This window comes from Pseudomonas silesiensis (assembly GCF_001661075.1).
GTDB classification, from domain to species: Bacteria; Pseudomonadota; Gammaproteobacteria; order Pseudomonadales; family Pseudomonadaceae; genus Aquipseudomonas; species Aquipseudomonas silesiensis.
Map to the genome: position 1 here is coordinate 6373483 of NZ_CP014870.1, position 22084 is coordinate 6395566.

Annotated in this window: 22 protein-coding genes; 7 read left to right on the forward strand and 15 right to left on the reverse strand. The window is 60.9% G+C overall.

The window, feature by feature from the left end; translation table 11 throughout:
* Positions 1-149: 149 nt before the first annotated feature.
* The 3 genes from metF (at position 150) to PMA3_RS28290 (ending at position 4249) form a co-directional block, all read left to right on the forward strand.
* Positions 150-995: a methylenetetrahydrofolate reductase [NAD(P)H] gene (gene metF / locus PMA3_RS28280; RefSeq protein WP_064680220.1), complete on the forward strand. Its 846-nt coding sequence runs from the start codon at positions 150-152 to the stop codon at positions 993-995.
* 336 nt (positions 996-1331) lie between these two features.
* Entirely contained in the window at positions 1332-2147 is an 816-nt protein-coding gene (locus PMA3_RS28285; RefSeq protein WP_064680221.1) for a substrate-binding periplasmic protein, read from the forward strand.
* A gap of 221 nt (positions 2148-2368) precedes the next feature.
* Positions 2369-4249 carry an RNA helicase RhlE2 gene (locus tag PMA3_RS28290; protein WP_064680222.1) on the forward strand — a complete coding sequence of 627 codons (1881 nt, stop codon included), beginning with the start codon at positions 2369-2371 and terminating at the stop codon, positions 4247-4249.
* 276 nt (positions 4250-4525) lie between these two features.
* Here PMA3_RS28290 and PMA3_RS28295 read toward each other — a convergent pair whose 3' ends face one another.
* From PMA3_RS28295 to PMA3_RS28305, 3 genes are all read right to left on the reverse strand, one after another.
* Entirely contained in the window at positions 4526-5119 is a 594-nt protein-coding gene (locus tag PMA3_RS28295) for a YceI family protein (RefSeq protein ID WP_064680223.1), read from the reverse strand.
* Between the two features lie 32 nt (positions 5120-5151).
* Complete coding sequence (locus tag PMA3_RS28300) at positions 5152-5703, reverse strand: cytochrome b (protein ID WP_064680224.1); 552 nt, start codon at positions 5701-5703, stop codon at positions 5152-5154.
* Positions 5704-6335: 632 nt separating this feature from the next.
* Positions 6336-8096 carry an FAD-dependent oxidoreductase gene (locus PMA3_RS28305; RefSeq protein ID WP_064680225.1) on the reverse strand — a complete coding sequence of 587 codons (1761 nt, stop codon included), beginning with the start codon at positions 8094-8096 and terminating at the stop codon, positions 6336-6338.
* 222 nt (positions 8097-8318) lie between these two features.
* Here PMA3_RS28305 and PMA3_RS28310 point away from each other — a divergent pair, with 222 nt between their 5' ends.
* Positions 8319-9725, forward strand: coding sequence for an adenosylmethionine--8-amino-7-oxononanoate transaminase (locus PMA3_RS28310; RefSeq protein ID WP_064680226.1), 1407 nt, complete (start codon positions 8319-8321; stop codon positions 9723-9725).
* A gap of 194 nt (positions 9726-9919) precedes the next feature.
* The gene (locus PMA3_RS28315) at positions 9920-10639 is read left to right on the forward strand and encodes a 16S rRNA (uracil(1498)-N(3))-methyltransferase (protein ID WP_064680227.1); all 720 of its coding nucleotides are present in this window, start codon (positions 9920-9922) and stop codon (positions 10637-10639) included.
* 98 nt (positions 10640-10737) lie between these two features.
* Here the strand turns inward: PMA3_RS28315 and trhA are convergent, their stop codons facing one another.
* Positions 10738-11355, reverse strand: coding sequence for a PAQR family membrane homeostasis protein TrhA (gene trhA / locus PMA3_RS28320; RefSeq protein ID WP_064680228.1), 618 nt, complete (start codon positions 11353-11355; stop codon positions 10738-10740).
* Between the two features lie 248 nt (positions 11356-11603).
* Here trhA and PMA3_RS28325 point away from each other — a divergent pair, with 248 nt between their 5' ends.
* Entirely contained in the window at positions 11604-12518 is a 915-nt protein-coding gene (locus tag PMA3_RS28325) for a LysR family transcriptional regulator (protein WP_064680229.1), read from the forward strand.
* A gap of 153 nt (positions 12519-12671) precedes the next feature.
* Here the strand turns inward: PMA3_RS28325 and madM are convergent, their stop codons facing one another.
* The 11 genes from madM to PMA3_RS28380 form a co-directional block, all read right to left on the reverse strand.
* Positions 12672-13436, reverse strand: a complete 765-nt coding sequence (gene madM / locus PMA3_RS28330) for a malonate transporter subunit MadM (protein WP_064680230.1) — start codon at positions 13434-13436, stop codon at positions 12672-12674.
* Between the two features lies 1 nt (position 13437).
* Positions 13438-13854, reverse strand: a complete 417-nt coding sequence (madL, locus tag PMA3_RS28335) for a malonate transporter subunit MadL (protein WP_064680231.1) — start codon at positions 13852-13854, stop codon at positions 13438-13440.
* A gap of 64 nt (positions 13855-13918) precedes the next feature.
* Positions 13919-14830, reverse strand: a complete 912-nt coding sequence (gene mdcH / locus PMA3_RS28340) for a malonate decarboxylase subunit epsilon (RefSeq protein ID WP_064680232.1) — start codon at positions 14828-14830, stop codon at positions 13919-13921.
* A complete protein-coding gene (locus tag PMA3_RS28345) occupies positions 14827-15447 on the reverse strand; it encodes a malonate decarboxylase holo-ACP synthase (RefSeq protein ID WP_064680233.1) in 621 nt (206 codons plus the stop codon). The genes mdcH and PMA3_RS28345 overlap by 4 nt, the downstream gene beginning before the upstream one ends.
* Complete coding sequence (gene mdcE / locus PMA3_RS28350; protein WP_064680234.1) at positions 15441-16244, reverse strand: biotin-independent malonate decarboxylase subunit gamma; 804 nt, start codon at positions 16242-16244, stop codon at positions 15441-15443. Before mdcE ends, PMA3_RS28345 begins: the two co-directional genes overlap by 7 nt.
* Entirely contained in the window at positions 16241-17092 is an 852-nt protein-coding gene (locus PMA3_RS28355) for a biotin-independent malonate decarboxylase subunit beta (RefSeq protein WP_064680235.1), read from the reverse strand. Before PMA3_RS28355 ends, mdcE begins: the two co-directional genes overlap by 4 nt.
* Positions 17085-17384: a malonate decarboxylase subunit delta gene (locus PMA3_RS28360; RefSeq protein ID WP_064680236.1), complete on the reverse strand. Its 300-nt coding sequence runs from the start codon at positions 17382-17384 to the stop codon at positions 17085-17087. Before PMA3_RS28360 ends, PMA3_RS28355 begins: the two co-directional genes overlap by 8 nt.
* Complete coding sequence (locus tag PMA3_RS28365) at positions 17384-18259, reverse strand: triphosphoribosyl-dephospho-CoA synthase (RefSeq protein WP_064680237.1); 876 nt, start codon at positions 18257-18259, stop codon at positions 17384-17386. Before PMA3_RS28365 ends, PMA3_RS28360 begins: the two co-directional genes overlap by 1 nt.
* Positions 18259-19929 (reverse strand): malonate decarboxylase subunit alpha, encoded by a 1671-nt coding sequence (gene mdcA / locus PMA3_RS28370; RefSeq protein ID WP_064680238.1) that lies wholly within the window; start codon positions 19927-19929, stop codon positions 18259-18261. Before mdcA ends, PMA3_RS28365 begins: the two co-directional genes overlap by 1 nt.
* A gap of 303 nt (positions 19930-20232) precedes the next feature.
* Entirely contained in the window at positions 20233-20658 is a 426-nt protein-coding gene (locus tag PMA3_RS28375) for a hypothetical protein (protein ID WP_064680239.1), read from the reverse strand.
* Positions 20621-21250, reverse strand: coding sequence for a nucleotidyltransferase domain-containing protein (locus tag PMA3_RS28380; RefSeq protein ID WP_064680240.1), 630 nt, complete (start codon positions 21248-21250; stop codon positions 20621-20623). The genes PMA3_RS28375 and PMA3_RS28380 overlap by 38 nt, the downstream gene beginning before the upstream one ends.
* 438 nt (positions 21251-21688) lie before the next feature.
* Between PMA3_RS28380 and PMA3_RS28385 the strand changes: the two genes are divergently transcribed.
* On the forward strand, positions 21689-22066 hold the full coding sequence (locus PMA3_RS28385; protein WP_064680241.1) for a DUF6124 family protein: 378 nt from the start codon (positions 21689-21691) through the stop codon (positions 22064-22066).
* The last annotated feature ends 18 nt before the right edge of the window (positions 22067-22084 follow it).

The following is a 22084-nucleotide window of genomic DNA, read 5'->3' on the forward strand; positions in this document are numbered from 1 at the left end:
CCTGCTCGGCTCCCTGTAGGAGCGAAGCTTGCTCGCGAACGCTTCACCGCGGTGTGTCTGAAACACCGCGGTGCCTGCTTCGCGAGCAAGCTTCGCTCCTACGGAGAGCACGGCTCCTGCAAGGCTTATGTGTTTCCAAGGATATGACCATGTCCCAAGACCGTCGCTACAGCTTCGAGTTCTTCCCTACGAAGACCGATGCTGGGCATGAAAAGCTGCTCGCCACTGCTCGTCAGCTGGCCACGTACAACCCTGATTTTTTCTCCTGCACCTACGGCGCTGGCGGTTCGACCCGTGATCGAACGCTCAACACCGTGTTGCAACTCGAAAGCGAAGTAAAGGTGCCTGCCGCACCGCATCTGTCCTGCGTTGGCGACAGCAAGGACGACCTGCGCGGCCTGTTGAAGCAATACAAGGCAGCCGGCATCACCCGTATCGTTGCCCTGCGCGGTGACCTGCCGTCGGGCATGGGCATGGCCAGCGGTGAACTGCGCCACGCCAATGACCTGGTCGAATTCATCCGTGAAGAAACCGGCGATCATTTCCACATCGAAGTCGCCGCCTACCCGGAAATGCACCCGCAAGCGCGCAATTTCGAAGACGATCTGGCCAACTTCGTGCGCAAGGCCAACGCCGGCGCCGACAGTGCGATCACCCAGTATTTCTTCAACGCCGACAGCTACTTCTACTTTGTCGAGCGTGTACGAGCGCTGGGCGTGGATATCCCGATCGTGCCGGGCATCATGCCGATCACCAACTACAGCAAGCTCGCACGATTCTCCGACGCCTGCGGTGCGGAAATCCCGCGCTGGATCCGCAAGCAACTGGAAGCCTACGGTGACGACACCGCAAGCATTCAGCGCTTCGGCGAGCAGGTCATCACTGAAATGTGTGAGCGTTTATTGCAGGGCGGCGCACCAGGGCTGCATTTCTATACCCTGAACCAGGCCGAGGCGAGCCTGGCCGTGTGGAACAACTTGAAGCTACCGCGCTGACAGTGACCACGTCGCACCCAAAGGCCCTCTTCTGAGGGTCTTTTACATTCAACGGCCAACACGGATCACCGGTCATACACCGACCCCTGTAGGAGCGAGGCTTGCCCGCGAAGAACGATGACGCAGTATGTCTGTTAAACCGCGTCATCGTTCTTCGCGGGCAAGCCTCGCTCCTACAAGGGGGGGGTGTTATTTCAGGGCAGCGAGGATCGCATCCGGGTCATTTGCTCAAATCATCTCGCAAATAGAGGCCTTGCGCACAATATCCCTGAAAGTCAGCGTTAAACATGCATGCCAGAGCTTCTCATTAAGCCTTGAGAGTACTAACCTCAGGCCATGCCCCTTTTCTCCCAGTTGCTGACAGTCATGCTTTTTACTTGCCTGAGCTTTGCAGCTCGGGGCGAGAAACTGCGCATTGTCACAGAACCCTGGGCGCCCTACGTGTATGAAGAAAACGGCAAAGCCCTGGGCCTGGACTACGAAACCACGGCAATTGTCTTCAAACGCCTGGGGATAGAAGTCGACTGGCAGTTCCTGCCGTGGAAACGCTGCCTGTCCATGCTCGAACAGGGGCAGGCGGACGGCGCACTGGATATCTTCCACAGCGAGGAACGCGAAGCGACCCTCCTCTACCCCGGCGAACCCCTCTCGGAAGTCGAGTTCGTGATGTTCTATGCCAACGAGCGGCCCCATCCGTTTCAGACCCTGGAAGAACTGCGCGGCCTGACCATCGGCACCTCGCCGGGTTATCTGTACAGCGAGGATTTTCGCGAATCGTCGCTATTCACCCGGGAGCCGGCACCGAGTCATGAGGCCAACTTCGGCAAACTGGTGCGCGGGCGGATCGATCTACTGATCACTGACCGCCGCGTCGGCCAGCATTTACTCGACGAGTTGAACATTCGCCACAAGATCACGGAAAACCCGGTCGTTATCAGCCAGCAAAGCCAGTTCCTGGCGGTGCGTCGCAACGCGGGCATGGACTTGTTGGTACAGCGCTTCGGCGCCGAGCTCAAGCGCTTCAAGCGCGAGCCCGCCTACGCTGAGTTGAGCGCCCGTTACGGTGCAGACCCTGCGACCGGGGCAGAGGCCGTCAAGGCCGCGGTCATGCACCAGAAAACCGTTGAGCAGCAGGAAAGCGGCGCACAGTGATTGCTCTGTTATACTCCGGCCTTCCCGCCAGGCTCACGCCCGGACGCTCGGACTCGTTCAAGGCATCTCGATCCCGCTACAGCGCAGCTTTCAGCCCGCGCGAGCGCTCCAGATGAGCCTTCGAGGCCCAGCAGGACCGGACGGGATTGCGTCCCCTTAAACGCCATTCGCGCCAGGCAAGACTCCCATTGGGCCAAGCCCTAACTAAAACAGGATTACTCATGTCCTTTGCTTCCCTCGGTCTCTCCGAGGCTTTAGTCCGCGCCATCGAGGCAGCGGGCTATACCGAGCCTACTCCGGTGCAACAGCGGGCCATTCCCGCCGTGTTGCAAGGTCGCGACCTGATGGTTGCGGCACAGACAGGTACGGGTAAAACCGGCGGCTTCGCCCTTCCGATCCTGGAACGGTTGTTCCCCAACGGTCATCCGGACAAGTCCCAGCGTCACGGCCCGCGTCAACCGCGCGTACTGGTCCTGACCCCTACCCGCGAACTCGCGGCTCAAGTGCATGAAAGCTTCAAGGTCTATGCCCGTGACCTGAAGTTCGTCAGCGCCTGCATCTTCGGCGGCGTCGGCATGAACCCGCAGGTTCAGGCCATGTCCCGCGGTGTCGACGTGCTGGTGGCTTGCCCCGGCCGTCTGCTCGACCTCGCCGGCCAAGGCAGCGTCGACCTGTCCCACGTGGAAATTCTCGTGCTGGACGAAGCCGACCGCATGCTCGACATGGGCTTTGTCCATGACGTGAAGAAGGTCCTGGCCCGTCTGCCGAGCAAACGTCAGAACCTGCTGTTCTCGGCGACCTTCTCCAAAGACATCACCGACCTCGCCGGCAAGCTGCTGCACAACCCGGAACGCATCGAAGTCACGCCGCCGAACACCACGGTCGAGCGTATCGAACAGCGCGTGTTCCGTCTGCCAGCCAATCACAAGCGTTCATTGCTGGCGCACTTGATCACCGCTGGCGCCTGGGAACAGGTGCTGGTGTTCACTCGCACCAAGCACGGCGCCAACCGTCTGGCCGAATACCTGGACAAACACGGTCTCACCGCCGTTGCCATCCACGGTAACAAGAGCCAGAACGCCCGCACCAAAGCCCTGGCCGACTTCAAGGCCGGTGAAGTGCGCATCCTGGTCGCCACCGACATCGCCGCTCGCGGCCTGGACATCGACCAGTTGCCCCACGTGGTCAACTTCGAACTGCCAAACGTCGACGAAGACTATGTGCACCGTATCGGCCGTACTGGCCGTGCCGGTCGTTCGGGCGAGGCGATCTCGCTGGTGGCCCCGGACGAAGAAAAACTGCTGAAAAGCATCGAGCGCATGACCCGGCAGAAAATCGCCGACGGCGACCTGATGGGCTTCGATTCCAGCGCGGTGGAAGCCGAGAAACCTGAAGTGCGCGAGCGTCCGGATGTGCGTAACCCGCGCAACCCACGTGGCCCGCGCGGCGACGGTCCGAACGGCACTGGCGGTGGCGGCGGTCGTAAAGACAAAGGCAAGGACAAGGGCGGCAAGGAAAAACCTGCGGCCGCTGGCCGTGGCGAGCGTCCGGCCCGTGAACAGAAGCCACGCGAAGGCACTCCGGCTCGCGAACAGCAGCGTCCGGCCCCTCGCGCCGCCGCTGATCGTGCTCCGGACGAGTTCCTGGACGACGATGTCGATAACTTCGGTAACCGTGTCGACTACGTGCCTCAAGCCAAACCGGCTCAAGGCCGCGGTCGCCGTCCGGGTGCTCCGGCACCAGGCGCGGCAGCTGGCGCAGGCGCAGGCGCTCCGCGCGGCGGCAAGCCACAGGGTCGTCAGAGCGGTCCGCGCAGCAGCGACGGTGCTACCACCGGCACGCCGCCGGCCAAGCGCAGCGGCCCGCGCAATGGTGCTCCACGTGACGGCCAGGCCCGTCGCGAAGAGTCCCGCAACCGCCGCCCGGCCCGTAGCGACGACAAGCCGCTCTCGGAACCGGCCGTGCAAAACCCTCGCGGTCCAGCGCCGAAGATCATTCACAAGGAGTCGAAAACCGATCGTTTCCCGACACCTGAACAACTTGATCAACTGCCAGGCCGTCCGCGCGGTGAGAAACCAGCGTTGCTGACGCGCAATCGCTGATTTAGCGCTGCAATAAAAAATGCCCCGGATCTCACAATCCGGGGCATTTTTTTGGACCCACCCAAAACCCTGTGGGAGCGGGCTTGTCGGATCGCCGCACCGCCGCGATGGACGTTAACGATAACGCGTACTACTTGGATGAACGCGTCGCCCTCAGGTTTTTCGCGAGCAAGCTCGCTCCTACAGGGGATTTACGTGGCCGTGCGGATTTCATTCGGCAATAAAAAACGCCCCCGACCGTGAGATCGGGGGCGTTTTTTGTTATAGCGGCGAAAGTTACTTCGCTTTCACACCTTCAAACGTAACGTACAACTCGACCGCATCGGACGCTGGGCCCAGGTCTTTCTGCTTGCCGAAGTCCGAACGCTTGATGCTGGTGGTGCCTTCAAAGCCGGCACGGTAGCCGCCCCATGGATCCTTGCCTTCACCCAGGAAAGTGGCCTTGACCACGATTGGCTTGGTCACACCGGCCAATGTCAGGTTACCGCTTACGTCAGCAGTGTCTTTACCTGCGGCATTTTTACCTGTGGATTTGACGCCGGTGGAAACAAACGTGGCTTTGCCGAATTTGCTCACGTTCAGGAAATCACCGCTGGCGATGTGCTTGTCGCGCTCGGCATGGTTGGTGAACACGCTGGCGGTGTTCACGTTGAACTCGATCTTGCTGTCTTCCGGCTTGGCAGCGTCGAAGCTGAACTTGCCGTCGATATCCTTGAAGGTACCGGTGATGTAGCTGTAGCCCAGGTGGCTGATCTTGAAGTCAACGAAGGCGTGCTGGCCTTCCTTGTCGACGACATAGTCAGCAGCCATTACGTTTGCGGACAGCAGAGCAGAACCAATTGCCAGAGCGGCGAGCGTCTTTTTCAACATGCTTTCTATTCCTTTGGAGTCGAGGTTGAACTTCAAGCTTTGCGACCCAGCATTCGTGTCAGGGTCGCATCACGATCGATAAAGTGGTGCTTCAATGCTGCCAACGCATGGAGGCCGGAAAAAATTACCAGCACCCACGCCAGATAGAAATGAATCACACCGGCGGTGTCTGCCTGGTCCGGCAGTCCGGACACCAGCGCAGGAACTTCAAACAGGCCAAACACCGGAATCCCGACACCGTCTGCGGTGGAAATCAGGTAACCGGCAATCATCACAGCGAACAGACTGAGGTAGAGGAACCCATGGCCGAAGCTGGCGCCGATGCGCGTCATCCGGCTGTAGCTTTGCAATGCCGGCGGCGGTGGGCTGATAAAACGCCACAGCACCCGTAGCAGCATCACGGCCAACAGCACCAGGCCAATGCTCTTGTGCAGGTCCGGCGCGTCTTTGCGCCAGCTGCTGTAGTAGTCGAGACCGACCATCCACAAGCCCAGGGCGAACAGACCGAAGACTGCCAGCGCCACGCCCCAGTGCATGAAGATGCTGACCCAACCGTAGCGCGAAGAAGAATTACGTAGCTGCATTGCCCAAATCCTGTGAGAACTGCGATCAAGACTATCGAGTTATCTATCGATTTAAAGCGGAAAATTTCGCTTTGAAATATCGAGAAATACGATGAAGAGTATGAAACAGGTGAGTTAAGGAAGGATTAAAGGCGAATTTGTGGCCGGATGTTAGCGGTAGTCGAGGAAAAACCTGGTGTTCGGGAAGCCCCCTTCGCCATGGTCGCAGCGGTTACAGCCTTCTGACCGACTTGGCCATCACCGCACTCTAATTATGGAAGACTGAAGGGGGCTGCAAGCAATCATGGTGGTACGGATCTATCTGGCATTTGTGGGCTAGTTCAGTGCCATGATTTGTTGTCATTGGACGACCGTCTACACAGCCAGATACGGTTATTAATATTATTGCCGCCAGTGCTTTCATGATGCTCTCCAGTGTTTTGAAGAACATAGAATTTAAGGTCAGGCGCTATCTATCATTTCGATCTGATTCCCTTGTGGGAAGCATCCGATATATCGCTGAGACGTGTAGGACCCGGATCGTGGATTGCGCGACTTCAGGGCGCCGCGCAGGCAAAGCCGGATGTCACATGCTTGATAAATGAGCAAAAAAAAGCGCGGCCCTTGAGCCGCGCTTTTTTTACGCCTGAACGTTACTGAGCCTTGGTCTCAGTGGTCGCCGCGGGTTTGGTCGCTGGCTTCTTCGCCAATTCAGCCTTTTTCGTCGGAGCCTTTGCCGGAGCCTTTTTAGTCTCGGTTTTCGCCGCAGGTTTCTTCACCGGTGCCTTGGCCGGCGTTTTTTTAGACGGTTCGGCCTTCACAGGTACCGCTGGTTTTGGAGCTTCAACCGCAGCAGCAGGCGTCGGTGCTGGCGCTGGAGCCGGCGTCGGAGCAACCGGAGCTACTGGCTCAGGCGCCTTGACCGGTGCTGGCTTGTCATCCGAACCGCCAAACAGGTTACTGAAGAAGTTGCCCTTCTTCGCCGCCACTGCACCAGCCGCCACAGCGGTCGCTGCCGGAACAATCTTCGCAGGCTCGAAGGATTTGCCCGCCGCCAGGTCTTCCACCTGGCTGGCCGCTCGCTGCCCCGTGCGCAAGGCACCTTCCAGCGTGCCCGGGTACAAGGTGTCCGTGTGTTCGCCCGCGAAAGCTACTCGCTGGATCGGACGTTCCCACAGGCGCCAGTACTTGCTGATCTGCCCCGGACCGAAAGCCAGGTAAGCGCCGCCCATCGACGGATCGGTGCTGTAGCGGCGGATTTCATAACCGGTGAACGAACCGCGCGCCTGTGGATAAAAAGCGTGCAGGCGGATCAATACCTGATCGGCCATCTGCTTGTCGCCGAAGGCCTGCATGACGCGAGCGTTGTCGCCGGACAGGTTGATCACCACGTTGGCGCCGCCCTTCAGCGCAGGTTCGACCCACAACATACCCAGGCCGGTGTTGCTGTAGATTTCGCCGGACATGCGCGCTTTGCTTTCCCACACTGGCGTCTTGAACTTGAGCAGGATCTGGTCGCGCCAGCCGTAGTTGGTGCCTTTGATCGCGGCCAGGTGCTGGGCATCCAGCGCCGGGGTCATCTGGATCTTGTTCAGTGCGCGCAACGGCACGGCCACGACGACGTAGTCGGCCTGATAACCGACGCTGCCGACTTTGACGGTCACGCCGTCCTTCTCCTGGATAATGGCCGAGACCGGGGCGCTGGTCTTGATGGTTTTCAGTTGTTTGACAAAGGCCTGGGCCAATACCGGACTACCGCCGAGCAGGCGTGAGGCGCGCAGGTCACGGTCGGAAAAGCCGCGGTACACCCGGCTCTGCTGTGCGAAGTACAGCAGCGACAGGCGCGAAGGTTCGTCATAGCGGGTACGGATCTGCTGGTTCACCAGCTGGCGGGCGGTCGCTGGCAACGTCAGCCGGTCGAGCCAGTTGGAAACGTTGATCTGATCCAGCGCATGCAGCGTACTGTTTGCCGAGGGGTTCTGCGGGTCTTCGATCGAGCGCGCCAGATCGTCCAGGGTCTTCTCATAGCGCTTGAGCGCTTCGGCCGTGGTCGGGTCCTTGGTGGCCAGATCGGCCGCGGAGTAATACACACCGTCGATCAGGTAGCCCGGCGTGCGCACGAACTCAGGAGCCGGCGTGATGCCCAGCTTGAAGGTCGAGACATATTTGTTCAGTACCGGCTGAGTCTTGTCGTTGCCGATCCACTCGCTGGTGGCCATGCCGGAGCGGCCACCCAGGCTCGACTTGGCTTCGAGCAGAGTGACCTGCCAGCCTTTGTTCTGCAGTTCATAAGCAGCCGTGAGGCCCGACAGGCCGCCGCCGATCACGATCGCCGTTTTATCCTTGGCCAGCGCGGACACGCTGAACAGCCCCATCATCACCAGCGCACAGGCGCGCAGCCAACCAGCAGACATTCAGAGAACTCCGGAAATATACGAGGAAATAGCGGTTTTACGAGTCAGGCGACCCAAAGAACCGCGAAGAATACGTCAGCCATCAAAACGCCGCCACTGACGTATACCGTCCTATACAAAGTAGCTCAAACCACACAATGGGTTGTCCCCGTGACGCGCATTGCATAGGCTTGCCCGATTGTTTGCCCGCGCCTGTCGCGAGCCGCCTCGAGGAGACTGAACATGGGCTTGAATAATCAGTGGATGCAACGCGATCTCGCCGTGTTGTGGCATCCCTGCACCCAGATGAAAGATCACGAACAGCTGCCGCTGATCCCGATCAAGCGCGGTGAAGGCGTGTGGCTGGAAGACTTCGAAGGAAAACGCTACCTGGACGCCGTCAGTTCCTGGTGGGTCAACGTGTTCGGCCATGCCAACCCGCGGATCAACCAGCGCATCAAGGATCAGGTCGATCAACTGGAACACGTGATCCTCGCCGGTTTCAGCCATCAGCCGGTGATCGAGCTGTCCGAGCGCCTGGTAAAAATGACGCCCGAGGGACTGACCCGGTGCTTCTACGCCGACAACGGCTCGTCCTGCATCGAAGTCGCGCTGAAAATGAGCTTTCACTACTGGCTCAACCGCGGCCAGCCTGATAAGAAGCGCTTTGTCACCCTGACCAACAGCTACCACGGCGAAACCATGGCGGCGATGTCGGTGGGCGATGTGCCGCTGTTCACCGAAACCTACAAGGCCTTGCTGCTGGACACCATCAAGGTGCCGAGCCCGGATTGCTACCTGCGCCCCGAAGGCATGAGCTGGGAAGAACACTCACGCACTATGTTCGCCGCTATGGAACAGACCCTGGCCGAGCACCACGACACCGTGGCTGCGGTGATCGTCGAGCCGCTGATCCAGGGCGCCGGCGGCATGCGCATGTACCACCCGGTGTACCTCAAGTTGCTCCGCGAAGCCTGCGATCGCTATGGCGTGCACCTGATCCACGACGAAATCGCCGTCGGCTTCGGCCGCACCGGGACGATGTTCGCCTGCGAACAGGCCGGCATTCGCCCGGACTTCCTGTGCCTGTCCAAGGCCCTGACCGGCGGTTACCTGCCGCTGGCGGCCTGCGTGACCACCGAAGATGTCTACAGCGCGTTCTACGACGACTACCCGACCCTGCGCGCCTTCCTGCATTCCCACAGCTACACCGGCAACCCGCTGGCGTGCGCGGCGGCATTGGCGACGCTGGACATCTTCGAGGAAGACAACGTCATCGAAAACAATAAGGCCCTGGCGCAGCGCATGGCGTCCGCCACCGCGCACCTGGCCGATCACCCGAACGTTTCCGAAGTGCGTCAGACCGGCATGGTGCTGGCTATCGAGATGGTCAAGGACAAGGCCACCAAGGAAGCCTATCCGTGGCAGGAACGTCGCGGTTTGAAGGTGTTCCAGCACGCGCTGGAGCGTGGTGCTTTACTTCGACCGCTGGGCAGCGTGGTGTATTTCCTGCCACCGTATGTGATTACCCCGGAGCAGATCGATTTTCTGGCGGAAGTGGCCAGTGAAGGCATCGACATTGCGACCCGTGATAGCGTCAGCGTTTCGGTGCCGAAGGACTTTCATCCGGGCTTCCGTGATCCGGGTTGATTGATTTCACTTGAGCTTGTGGGTGCCTGGACTGCCGCCTTCGCTGCGGTGCGGCGATCCGACAAGCCAGCTCCTACAGGTTAGATGTCGTGCACAAGATTTTCGGTAGCCACAAATCCATGTAGGAGCTGGCTTGCCAGCGATAAGGTCGGCACGACCTTCAGACGATTACACCTTTTCTCCAGAGAACCCGCATGAGACTGTCCCGCTTCTTTATCGACGCCCCCCTGAGCACCGGCGAGCACGAACTGCCCGAAGCCCAGGCCCATTACATCAGCCGCGTGCTGCGCATGGCCGAGGGCGATGCGTTGCAATTGTTCGATGGCTCGGGCCACGAGTTTCGCGCCACACTGGTAGACGTCGGCAAGAAGCGCGTCGTGGTGCAGATCGATGAAAGCTTCGCCGGGCAAGTCGAGTCGCCGCTGCAGATCCATCTCGGCCAGGGCCTGTCCCGTGGCGAGCGGATGGATTGGGCAATCCAGAAAGCCACCGAACTGGGCGTGACTGAAATCACCCCGATCTTCAGCGACCGCTGCGAAGTCCGCCTCAAGGACGAACGCGCCGACAAGCGCCTGATGCACTGGCGTCAGGTAGCGATCAGCGCGTGCGAGCAGTGCGGGCGTTCACGGGTGCCGGTGATTCATCCGCCGCTGCTGTTGGCGGACTGGTTGAAGCAGACTCAAGCAGAATTGAAGCTGGTGCTGCATCCGGTGGCCGAGCCGCTGGTGAATCATGCGAAGCCCGCGACCCTGGCGTTTCTGATCGGGCCGGAGGGTGGGCTGTCGGATGCCGAGGTCGATCAGGCGCAGTCTGCCGGGTTTCATGCCGCCCGCCTCGGCCCTCGGGTGTTGCGCACAGAGACTGCGCCGGTGGTGGCATTGGCGGTGGCCCAGCAGCTTTGGGGTGACTTTTAAGACGCCACATAACCTGTAGGAGCGAGGCTTGCCCGCGAAGGCCGCACCGCGGTTTTACAGAATCACCGCGGCGCGGCCTTCGCGGGCAAGCCTCGCTCCTACAGGACATAAAACATAATCGCCACAAAGTGCAGCAGACTCCCGGCAATCACAAACAGATGCCAGATCCCGTGCGCATGCCGCAGCCGGTGATCCAGGGCAAAAAAGACAATCCCCACGGTATACAACACCCCGCCCGACGCCAGCCAGGCAAACCCGGTGCTGCCCAGCGCCGCGAGCAGGGGCTTGACCGCCACCAGCACGATCCAGCCCATCACCGCGTAAATCACGATCGACAGGACCCGCGCTTCCGAACGCGGCTTGATCTCTTGCAGGATGCCGATCAGAGCCAGCCCCCAGACAATGCCGAACAAAGTCCAACCCCAGGGCCCGCGCAATGTCACCAGGCAGAACGGCGTGTAGCTGCCGGCGATCAGCAAGTAGATCGAAAAGTGATCGACCTTCTGCATGATCTCTTTCTTGCGCCCGCGCACGCTGTGGTAAACGGTCGACGCGCTGTAGAGCACCAGCAAGGTGAATCCGTAGATCGCCACGCTGACGATTTTCCACGGACTGCCGTCCATCCCGGCGATCACCAGCATCCACACCACCCCGACGCACGCCGCTACCGCGCCGACCAAATGCGTCCAGGCGTTCAATCTTTCCCCGTGATACATGTGTTGCTCACCTCGAAGTTCGTTACAACATTGCACAAGGCTCAGCCCTCAAGGGTAAAAGCGCAATGTTTCAGCATGCAATCAACCCTGTAGGAGCCGGCTTGCTGGCGAAAGGTCCTTGAGATTTGTGGTGTTCTTCAGGACGCCTTCTCTGGCAAGTCGGATCGCCGCACCGCAGCGCCTACAAAGGCCTGCGTGCCCCTGGGGAATTGGGCACAATCGAACCATTCGAACAAGAGTCACGCCACATGCTGATCGACGAAGAGTTGACCCTGAAAAAACTCGAGGTGTTCCTGGCCTTCATGCGCACCGGCAACCTGGCCCGGGCCGCGGCCGAATTGCAGACCAGCAACGTCAGCGTGCACCGGGCGATCCACTCCCTGGAAAGCGCCCTGCGCTGCCCGCTGTTCAAGCACGAAGGCCGCAACCTGACGCCGCTGGAAAGCGCTTATGTGCTGGAAGAACGGGCGCAGAAACTGATTCAGGACGTGCTCGAAAGCGTTCGCCTGACCCGTGAAGCGGCCGGTTTTTCCGCAGAACGCTTCAAGCTCGGCTCGCTGTATTCGCTGACGGTGAAAACGGTGCCGCAGCTGATCATGGGCCTGAAGATCCGCCGCAGCGAGCTCAACATCGACCTGATCCTCGGCTCGAACTTCGACCTGTTGTACAAACTCAAGAACATGGAGGTCGACGCTATCCTGGTGTCCCTGGACGAGAGCATCAACGATCCGGATTGCGAGCAGATCCCGTTATTTTCCGATGATATTTTCCTTGCCACCCCGGCCGACTCGAAGTTCGCCCAACGAACCGAAGTGGATCTGGCCGAAGTGCGCGACGAGACGTTCATTACCCTGACCCAGGGCTTCGCCACGCATCAGGACGGCAAACGGGTGTTCCAGCAGGCGGGGTTCGAGCCCAAGGTGGCGATGCAGGTCAATGACATCTTTACCTTGCTGAGCATGGTCAGTTCGGGGGTGGGTTATGCGTTGTTGCCGGGGCGGATCGCGGCGGTGTACGAGAACCGGGTGAAGCTGATTCCGTTGCAGGCAAAGTATCGGTTGCAGCAGCACATCGGGGTGGTGTTTCTGAAGGCCAAGGAGCGGGATCCGAATCTGCTGGCGTTGTTGGCGGAGTGTCGGATGTATGCCAATCGCCAGGCCTGAGATCGAGTTGCGGCCTTCGCGGGCAAGTCGGATCGCCGCACCGCTCGCTCCTACAGGGATCTTGGGTGTACACACAATCTATGTTCACCTCAAAACCTGTGGGAGCGAGCTTGCTCGCGATGGCGTCATTACAATCAGCGTAGATCCCGCGGTTTAACCAACAATCCCGCGAACAATGAAGTACAACAACGAAGGCCCAAGCAGACACCCAAGCCCGGTATGGAAGGTCGCGGTCAACGCGCCATAAGGCACCAACCGCCGATCCGTCGCCGCCAGCCCGGCCGTCACGCCACTGACGGTACCCGCCAGGCCGCCGAACACCATCGCCGAACGCGGGTTATCCAGGCCCATCCAGCGCGCTGCCATCGGTGTGCCGACCATCACCAGAATCGCCTTGATCAACCCGGTGGCAATCGACAGCGCCATCACATCCGAGCTGGCACCAATCGCCGCGCCGGTCACCGGTCCGACGATGTAGGTCACTGCGCCCGCACCAATGGTGGTCATGCTGACCGCATCGCGATAGCCGAACGCCCAGGCAATGCTCGCCCCGACAATGAACGGCAGAATCGTGCCGAGCAGCAGGGCAATGACGCCGATCAACCCGGCTTTTTTCGCTTCGGTGGCCTGCACTTCAAAGGCCGTGGCCACGATCGCAAAGTCCCGCAGCATGGCGCCGCCCATCAAACCGATGCCGGAAAACAGGGTCAAATCCGCCAAGCCTTTTTGCCCGCCCGTCATGGTGCCGCCGACCCAGGCCAGCACCAGCCCGATCACGATGGCAATCGCCGAACCATGGATGCGTCCGAACGTCAGGCGCTTGGACAAAATCACCGACACCCACATGATTACGCCAACGAACGCGAACGCCGTGACCAGACCGTTATGCTCCAGGCCTTTCTCGATGAGATCCCACATATCAGCGACCTCCTACGGGTGTGCCGGCGGGGGTTATTTCCACCGGTTCATCGGGCAAGGGTTCGCCTTTATGAGTCCGACTGATCAGTGCAATGGTGCCACCGCAAATCACCACCGAACCAATCGCCGCGAGTACCGCCACCGGACCGCCGTGCAGCGCGGTGACGACGTTCTGTTGCGCCGCCATCGCGACCACCACCGGAATGTACATCGCGCCCCAGAAGCCGACGCCCAGCTCGCAATCCTTGGTCATGCCGCCGCGCTTGTGCATCCACAACCGCGCGCAGATCAGCAGGATCATCGCGATCCCGACGCCGCCGACGTTGGACTTCACCCCCAGCAATACGCCGAGCATGTCACCCATGATCACCCCTGCCAGCGTACAGATCGCCAACAGCGCCACACCGTAAATAATCATTCTTGTCGTCCTCAAAATGCATCGTCGAATGTTGTTTTTGTTGTTCGAAGGCCTGAGTCGTGATCTAGGGTTGGCGGCGACCCTCCTCACGCAACAGCGCCTGCAAGGTGTCCAGCCGTGCACCGTCGAAGGCAATCACCGTGCCCTGCTCGAACACCCGGCGCGCCAGCCCGGTCAGCACCGCACCGGGCGGCAGTTCGATCTGTAGCCGTACGCCGCGCTCGTAGGCGCTTTGCACCGTGCCGCGCCAATCCACCACGCGGCACATGTTGAAAGCCAGGTCGTCGCGCAACGCCTCGATGTTGGTCACCGGCCGCGCGCGGCTGCCGCTCAGATAGCCAAGCGCTGGTGTTTTCAACGGCACGTTGGCGAAGGCTTCAGCCAGGGTTTTTGCCGGCGCATCCAACAGTGGACAATGTGACGGCACGCTCACGGCCAGACGTTTGGCCAGTCCTGCACCGCAACCTTTAGCCAGCCCGGCCACCGCGTTCATGGCGTAGTCGCTGCCGGCGATGACCACTTGGTTATCGGCGTTGATGTTGGCCAGGTATACCGGCGTGTCGACGCTGTGAACCTGCGCCAGCAAGCCCTCCACCGTCGCCAGCTCCAGACCGATGATCGCGGTCATGCCATAACCTTGTGGGTAAGCCTGCTGCATCAGCTCACCGCGCAGGCTGACCAGATGCAGCGCATCGCTGAAACCCAACGCACCAGCGACCACCGCCGCAGGATAGGCACCGATGGACAAGCCGGCGACGTAATCCGTCGGCACCCCCAACTGTCGTGATGCAGCCACTCCGGCGACCAGCAGGCAAAGCTGAACCGCTCGTGTCGACGTCAACGCTTGTGCAGTATCCAGAAGCAAAACGTCTTCCCCGAGGACATCACTGGCTTCGCTCACCGTTTCCCGAGGCAAACGATGAAGCATGCCCGGCTGCTGCGCGCCCTGGCCCGGGAACACAAGCAGACTGCTCACGCTGCTTGCTCCCGGGAATGCCAGGGATCAATCACCAGGCAGGCCTGGCGCGCATTTTTCAGCAAGACCCGACGTGCCGGGCGGGCCCATTCGCGCAGCGCGACAGCGCCCAAGGGCGTCTGCAACTGCATGTCCACCCGACACGCAGCGGTGTCGAGAATATTCACCAGCTCCTGCGCTCGAGCACGGCTCAACGGTTGCGGTGTGCGCAGGATCAGGTCGAGGTCGCTGCGCTCGTGCAATGCCGCAAAGCCGCTCGCCAGCTCGAACCCGGCGCTGCCACTGACGCCCCACACCCAGCCACAGCCATCGAGCAGCGGACGCAGTTGATCGAGGGCACGCACCGCCGGCAAATCCCGGTCGATCGCGACATGACAAAGCGCTTCCGGCTGCACCCGACGCTGGATCGCCTCGATCGCCATCGACGTTGCATACCGCTGCTCGCGCAACCGCCCGCGCACGCCGACCGCGATTTGATTGGCCTCGCTCAACGCACGCCGAACCACCACCGGCTGACCCGCGCTGACCGACTCGATCACCCACGAAGGCGCATCCGCAGGCAGCTGCTCCGGGGTCATCCCCCAGAGCAGGTCGTGGGCCAGAAACGTACTCACCACTGCGCCCTCAACAGTTGGCGAACCTTGCTCGACGCCGCGCGGTTGCTCGCGCCCAGGCGGCCGCTGAGGTCGCAACCGGTGGCAGCGACATCGCCAATCGCCTGCTTGAGGCATTCCATTACTCGCGTCAGGTCGGCCGCGGTCGGCTGCTCGATCTGCTCCACCGACAAGGTCTCCCACAACAAGCCCAGGCTGGCATAGCTGTCGATGTCATACGCCATCGGCGGCACGCTGGCGGCCAGGGCTTCGAGTTCTTCGACACTGCGCAAGGTCACCCGCGCCGCCGACGCCTTGCCCATTGCATGCACCATCACCCCCGGATCCCGCAGGGCGATCAGCCGATTGGCCTGATAACCGTGAGCCAGAAACGCCCCGGACATGGCCTTGCCCACCAGCAAACCGATCACCGCGTGACCGGCCAGGCGTGCCCGGGCATAACTGTCCGCCGCGGCGGCCAAGGCCAGATGAATGCCCAGCGCTTCTTCCCGTCGACCGTAAGCCTGGCTGGGTACATCGACGATGGCGATCAAGGCGCGTTTTTGCGGTTGAGCCCGATCGGCAGCGATGACTTCATCCACAGCCTTGGCCAGGCCCCAACCTTCCAGCAGACCAACCTCGCCATTACGGGCGCGGACGAAGCGGTTGTCGGGGTCGGCCACCACCGCGATAAAACGAACGGGCTGGTCACCCAACGCACCGTCGGCCACCTTCAACGAAGCTGGCAAACCCGCCACCGGTTTCGCGCCTGCACTCAAGGCATTGAACCAGTGCAAGCCTCTCAGGGAATACGAACTCATGAGCGCTCTCCTTGATACAGATCGCGAACCGTCGCCGGCTCGATTTGCGGCTCGGCATCCAGGCGGGCCAGCCGTTGCAGGAACAGCTCGGCCAGACGGCTGCGTTGTTGCTCAGGCAGGCCCTTTTGCAGCAACTGGCTGACGTGCTGCTGAATCTGCGCCACATCGTCGGCGACAAAAGCATCGGCCAAGCCACTGGCAAAACGCTGCTCGCCACCGGTCAGGCTCCAGATGAAGGGCCGGTCACGGGAGTCGTATTCCTCAAGCCCGGCTTCCTGTTCGATCACCTGCGGACCGTTCAGGCCGAGACGTGCTTCCTGGGTCACCAGCAAATAGCTGCACAACCCGGCGGCAATCGACATCCCGCCGAAGCAACCGACACTGCCGGCTACAACGCCGACCACCGGTTGGTACTGGCGCAGATCGACAATCGCGGCATGTATATCGGCAATCGCCGCCAACCCGAGGTTGGCTTCCTGCAAGCGCACGCCGCCGGTCTCCAGGAGCAACACGGCGCGGGTGGGAATGCCGTTGCGATTGTCTTCGGCGGCCAATTCCAGTGCGCCGGCAATCTTCGCTCCGCCGACTTCACCGAGGCTGCCGCCCTGGAATGCGCCTTCGATGGCCGCGATCACCACCGGCAGACCGGCGATGCTGCCCTTGGCGATCACCACGCCGTCATCGGCTTGCGGCACCACGCCCTGGCGCGACAGCCATGGCGACATGACGCGCTGAAACGGGTCGAGCAGTTCGCGGAAGGTGCCGGCATCGAGTAAAGCTTTCGCCCGTTGCCGGGCACCGAGTTCGACGAAGCTGTGCTTATTAAGGAGGGCTGCGCTGTCAGTCATGACCAATCTCCTCGAAGCCTTGTTCCAGCCGCAGGCGCACCACGCCAGGGGTCGCGCCGAAATCGTGGATATCGATCGCCATCGCCGGTGGGTTCTGGCCGTCGAACATCCGCGCGAACAGATGCTGCCAGCGCTGTTCGGCGCCATTGACCGAGGTCTGCACCTTGATCGTCAGCGTGCCGGCCTGACCCGGTTCGATCAGCACTTCCAGATCGCCCGAGCCGACACAGCCCACCAGCGTGCGACCGCGTGGCGGCTGCCCGGCGGGGAATTCAAAAGATAAGGTTTCCATCAGAAAACTCCCTGGATGATGCTGTCGCCAGACTCGATACGGTCGAGGAACAGACAGGCTGCGAGCAAGTCGGCAGCGCCGCCGGGCGAGGCATTCAACGCGATTAATTGTTCGTCCAGTCGATGCAAGCGGCGGCGCCCTGCGAGGCTGGCGCTGCCACCCGCCTCGAGCACCGCTTGGGCGCCGAGCTGCATGGTCTGCAGGCCCGTTTCGCCTGCGCGGTAGAGCACGCAGGTGTCGGCCAGGCTGCTCATGATCGCCAGCAAGGCATCGAGCCGGGCGTTCTGCTCGCCATGGCCGGCCGCACGGCTGTGTTTGAGTTGCGGCAACGCCCGTTGAATCACCGCCGGGAAACCCAACTGAGCTTCCTCACGAGCACCGCGCGCGCCGTAACGTTGGGCGACTTGCGCGCCGTGGCTGAGCGGATGCGGCGCGTAACGGTCGTCGAGTAACGCCAGGCGTGCAGCGCGCAAAGCAATCGCGCCTGGGGCCGTGGATTCGGGTTCCAGCGCGGCGGCAGTGACCAACAAGCCCAAGGCCCAGATCGCCCCGCGATGAGTATTCACGCCGTGGGTGGTGGCGAGCATCGCTTGCTCCCCTTCCCGACCGATCAGCCCAATGGCTTCACGCAGCGGCAAACCGACCTCGCCAAACTCGCTGGCCGCTTGCGCCATTTCCTTGAACGCCGGCCACAGCGACAGTGCCGAAGCGTGCATCAGTCCCAGGTGCAAATCGGTATGAGCGCCATTGCCGCGACGGTCGACCAGCGCCGGTTTCGGCGACAGGTCGGCTTCGTCGATCAGCGCGTCCACCGCCATGTCCGCCAGGCGTTCGGCCAGTGACAGCGGTTTGGGTTGCAGGTTGAATGCGTGCATTACCAGCTCCTGAATTTGGCGGGCGGGTTGTACAGGCCACCGGACCACTCGACCAGATCGGCGACGCTTTTGGCGGCGAGCAATTCGCGGGTGGCGTCGGTGCGGCGGATGCCGAGGTCTTCGGGCAAGGCGATCAGGCCTTCGCGGCGCATGCGCGCGGTGTCTTTCGGGTTGTGTCGCAGGCCAATCACAGTCACCCCGGCGACGGCGGCGATCATCGCCTGGCGTTCTTCAAGGGACCGAGCCTTGTACAGATAGGCGATGCCTTCCTCGGTCAGCAGGTGCGTGACGTCGTCGCCGTAAATCATGATCGGCGCCAGCGGCATGCCGCTCTTCTTCGCCACCTCGACGGCGTCGAGGGTTTCGACGAAGGTCGGTTTGCCACCCTCCTGGAAGGTCTCGACCATTTGCACCACCAGCTTTTTGCCGCGTTCGAGCAACGCCTCGGGCGCGTCGTCGTGGCGCATGTCGAGCCAGGCCGGCGTGCCGTGGCGACGACCGCGCGGATCGTGGCCCATGTTTGGCGCACCGCCGAATCCGGCCAGGCGGCCGCGGGTCACGGTGGAGGAATGCCCGTCGCCGTCGACTTGCAGGGTCGCGCCGATGAACAGGTCCACCGCGTATTGCCCGGCCAGCTGGCAGAACATGCGGTTGGAACGCAGGGAGCCATCGCGTCCGGTAAAGAACACGTCGGGCCTGGCGGCGATGTAGTTTTCCATGCCCAGTTCGGTGCCAAAGCAATGCACGCTTTCGACCCAGCCGCTTTCAATCGCGGGGATCAGGGTCGGGTGGGGATTGAGGGTCCAGTTGCGGCAGATCTTGCCCTTCAGGCCGAGGGACTCACCATAGGTCGGCAGGATCAGTTCGATGGCGGCGGTGTTGAAACCGATGCCGTGGTTGAGGGACTGGACGTTGTGCTTTTCGTAGATCCCGCGGATCGCCATCATCGCCATCAACACGTGAACGGGCTTGATGTGCCGCGGGTCGCGGGTGAACAAGGGTTCGATGTAGAACGGCTTGTCGGCCACCACCACGAAGTCGACCCAGGATGCCGGGATGTCGACCCGCGGCAGTTCACTGACATCGTCCACCAACTGATTGACCTGGACGATGACAATGCCGTCGCTGAAGGCCGCGGGTTCGATCAGCGCCGGGGTGTCTTCGGTGCTCGGGCCGGTGTAGATATTGCCGGCACGGTCGGCCATGAAACCGGCCGAGAGCACGACGTTGGGGATCAGGTCCACCACCAGCCGCGCATAGAGCTCGATGTAGGTGTGGATCGCACCGATTTCCAGCAGGCCGTCTTCGAGCAACTGGCTGATGCGCAGGCTCTGGGTGCCGGCAAAGGAGAAGTCGAGCTTGCGGGCGATGCCGCGTTCGAACAGGTCCAGGTGCTCGGCGCGACCGACACTGGGCATGATCATGTGCAGGTCATGCAGCTTGGCCGGGTCAGCCTTGGCCAGGGAGCGCGACAGGAAATCCGCCTGCTTCTGGTTATTGCCTTCCAGCACCACACGGTCGCCTGGCAGGATCAAGGCCTCCAGCGCCGCCACGATTTTGTCGGTGGGCAACACCACACCGTCGGCGAGACCCCGCACCAGCTCGAGACGCCGCTGCTTTTCGCTGCGCCGCCGCGTCCATCGCGAGTCGGGGGATATTGTTGTTGTCATGACCACTCCACGGGTTCGCTGTCGTGGGAGTCACATTAGGAGTGTTGGGTGGGGGCATCAATCAAGCAGGGAGACGGATCGTTACGGTCAGAGTAATGATCGACAGGAGATCTCTGTAGCCGGTACTGCCGTCATCGCGGGCAAGTCGAATCGTCGCACCGCCGCTCCCACAATGTCCGTGCAGCGATTCAATTTTTTGGCCAGACACAAAAACCTGTGGGAGCGGCGGTGCGACGATTCGACTTGCCCGCGAAGGGCCAGTACAGACTCCACATGTTTCGAGATCAGGACGAACGCCAGCCTTTACAATCCAGTCACCTGCTGCTGTACGCGAATCAGAAGCTGCGCGGTGCTTTCCAATAGCTGCGCCAGCAACGCCGGATCTTCATCCATATACCCTTCGTACTCCGCCAGGTTTCGTCGCTCGTGGCACAGCGCGAACAGCCTGACCTGTACTTTGCCAATATCAGCCGTATGAACGAGACACTGGAACACCAGATATCGCTTGTCTGACCGGTAGCCACACAAACGAAGAGCCGTCAGTGCAAGGGCGTGGGCAGCGTTGTAAGCCAGATCGAAACGACTTGCGAAAGACAGCGATGATGTCTGCGCGTCTTTCAATCGATCCACAGCCGAACGCATCAAACCTTCGCATTCCTTGCGATCCGGCGGCTCGGCTTTCAGTCCACCGCTACGTAACAGGTTTTCCAGATTCTCGTTGCTGCCCATCCTTGGACTCCAAAGGGTTTTCCCCCATCAGATTGATCTTGTTCTGCTGCGCAACCCGCACGACAAAATTGTTTTCAGCCGTCAGTTTTGCGGCCCAGTCATCGGGGGTGTAGAGCGTCGGGCTCAGGACTCGGCCCAGTTGCTCCTCCAGAGGCATGAGCCGCTCCATCACTTCACTGTAGTGCAGGCCTTCGCCAATCAGCATGAGATCTATGTCACTGGATGCGTTTGCCTGATCCTTGGCGATGGAACCGTACACAAATGCCCAGGTGATCTGTTCGGCAAAGGGTTGCAGCGCTTGGCGCAGGGGCTCGGCAATACCAAAGGTTTTGCGGGCGATGCCCAACAGTTCGGCATAGATCGGGCAGTCGGGATTGGCTTGGTAGTGAGTCTGGTTACCCTGACGAATCAGGGTCAACACGCCTGCCCGCTGCAATCGGTCCAACTCACGCATGAGGCTGCCTTTACCGATTTGCGCCCAGCGGGCGATCTCGTTGGCGTAAAAACTCCGGTCCGGCTTGCCGAATAATAAGCCCAGTACTTTTTGCTGAGTGGTTGTGAACAAGGCTTCGCTGAGGGAAAGATTTTTCACAATGGCAACCAAAGAGTCCCAAAAAGGGAACGATAGGTCCCTTTTTGGGAATCTTCAACTTTCGCCTGGTGATGGGTTTTGTGTTTAAACATATATCCGCAGGTACGGAGAGAGGCTACGTAGCCTGGCGTCGCTGCCTACAGAAATGCCGGAATCTGCTGACTGGTGCGATTTTGCGTTGATGTTTATCGTTTGTGTGTCGTTGCCAACCTCAGCGACCGGGCCTGGAATCCCGAGGTGTTAACGAGGCAAAAGCGCCTTTCATAACGTATGCTTGCGCACCTTTAATGTGTGCACTCCGTTATGGCGGCTGTGCGCGGGAGACCTTTGTGTCTGCCGGGTTTTGTCCGTTTGCCCGGGTTCCAGCCTGCGTACAGCTGCCACCCCTTTGGCTGGAACCGAATGGAGCAGCTGAAACTCATTAAATAGAGCTTCACTATGTTCAAAGCTACTCCCAATCCCCCGGAAACCGACACCGGTTCCGAAGCTTCCCTCGAAGGCGAAAAACTCAAGGAAGCCGCCGACCGCCTCCTCGCGCACTTCTTCCCCCCGGCTGACGAAAAACCGGCCAAGCACCGAAAATTTCAGCTCTTCACCGTCTCTCCCGATATCAACACCGAAGCCCTTCTGGCCAACGCCTCCGAAGACCTGCTGTCCATCAGCGCCATTGCCGCCGATCTGGCGGACGATGTGGAAGGTTCGCGCCGTTCGGTGGCCTTGGCGCTCAGCCGAATGGCGGATGGTGTGCAGTTGTTGGTGGAGCGGGTGATGGATCATCATGAGGCGTTGCAGATGACAGCTCAGGCCAGCGCTTAGCAGTCAGGTCTGCGGTGA

Bases quoted from the DNA above. Each gene is read 5' to 3' on its own strand.
- PMA3_RS28375 (WP_064680239.1), bottom strand. From the start codon at position 20,658: ATGGGCAGCAACGAGAATCTGGAAAACCTGTTACGTAGCGGTGGACTG.
- metF (WP_064680220.1), top strand. From the start codon at position 150: ATGTCCCAAGACCGTCGCTACAGCTTCGAGTTCTTCCCTACGAAGACC.
- PMA3_RS28315 (WP_064680227.1), top strand. From the start codon at position 9,920: ATGAGACTGTCCCGCTTCTTTATCGACGCCCCCCTGAGCACCGGCGAG.
- mdcE (WP_064680234.1), bottom strand. From the start codon at position 16,244: ATGAGTTCGTATTCCCTGAGAGGCTTGCACTGGTTCAATGCCTTGAGT.
- madM (WP_064680230.1), bottom strand. From the start codon at position 13,436: ATGTGGGATCTCATCGAGAAAGGCCTGGAGCATAACGGTCTGGTCACG.
- PMA3_RS28300 (WP_064680224.1), bottom strand. From the start codon at position 5,703: ATGCAGCTACGTAATTCTTCTTCGCGCTACGGTTGGGTCAGCATCTTC.
- PMA3_RS28360 (WP_064680236.1), bottom strand. From the start codon at position 17,384: ATGGAAACCTTATCTTTTGAATTCCCCGCCGGGCAGCCGCCACGCGGT.
- PMA3_RS28285 (WP_064680221.1), top strand. From the start codon at position 1,332: ATGCCCCTTTTCTCCCAGTTGCTGACAGTCATGCTTTTTACTTGCCTG.
- mdcA (WP_064680238.1), bottom strand. From the start codon at position 19,929: ATGACAACAACAATATCCCCCGACTCGCGATGGACGCGGCGGCGCAGC.
- madL (WP_064680231.1), bottom strand. From the start codon at position 13,854: ATGATTATTTACGGTGTGGCGCTGTTGGCGATCTGTACGCTGGCAGGG.
- PMA3_RS28355 (WP_064680235.1), bottom strand. From the start codon at position 17,092: ATGACTGACAGCGCAGCCCTCCTTAATAAGCACAGCTTCGTCGAACTC.
- PMA3_RS28305 (WP_064680225.1), bottom strand. From the start codon at position 8,096: ATGTCTGCTGGTTGGCTGCGCGCCTGTGCGCTGGTGATGATGGGGCTG.
- trhA (WP_064680228.1), bottom strand. From the start codon at position 11,355: ATGTATCACGGGGAAAGATTGAACGCCTGGACGCATTTGGTCGGCGCG.
- PMA3_RS28385 (WP_064680241.1), top strand. From the start codon at position 21,689: ATGTTCAAAGCTACTCCCAATCCCCCGGAAACCGACACCGGTTCCGAA.
- PMA3_RS28325 (WP_064680229.1), top strand. From the start codon at position 11,604: ATGCTGATCGACGAAGAGTTGACCCTGAAAAAACTCGAGGTGTTCCTG.
- PMA3_RS28295 (WP_064680223.1), bottom strand. From the start codon at position 5,119: ATGTTGAAAAAGACGCTCGCCGCTCTGGCAATTGGTTCTGCTCTGCTG.
- PMA3_RS28310 (WP_064680226.1), top strand. From the start codon at position 8,319: ATGGGCTTGAATAATCAGTGGATGCAACGCGATCTCGCCGTGTTGTGG.
- PMA3_RS28290 (WP_064680222.1), top strand. From the start codon at position 2,369: ATGTCCTTTGCTTCCCTCGGTCTCTCCGAGGCTTTAGTCCGCGCCATC.
- PMA3_RS28365 (WP_064680237.1), bottom strand. From the start codon at position 18,259: ATGCACGCATTCAACCTGCAACCCAAACCGCTGTCACTGGCCGAACGC.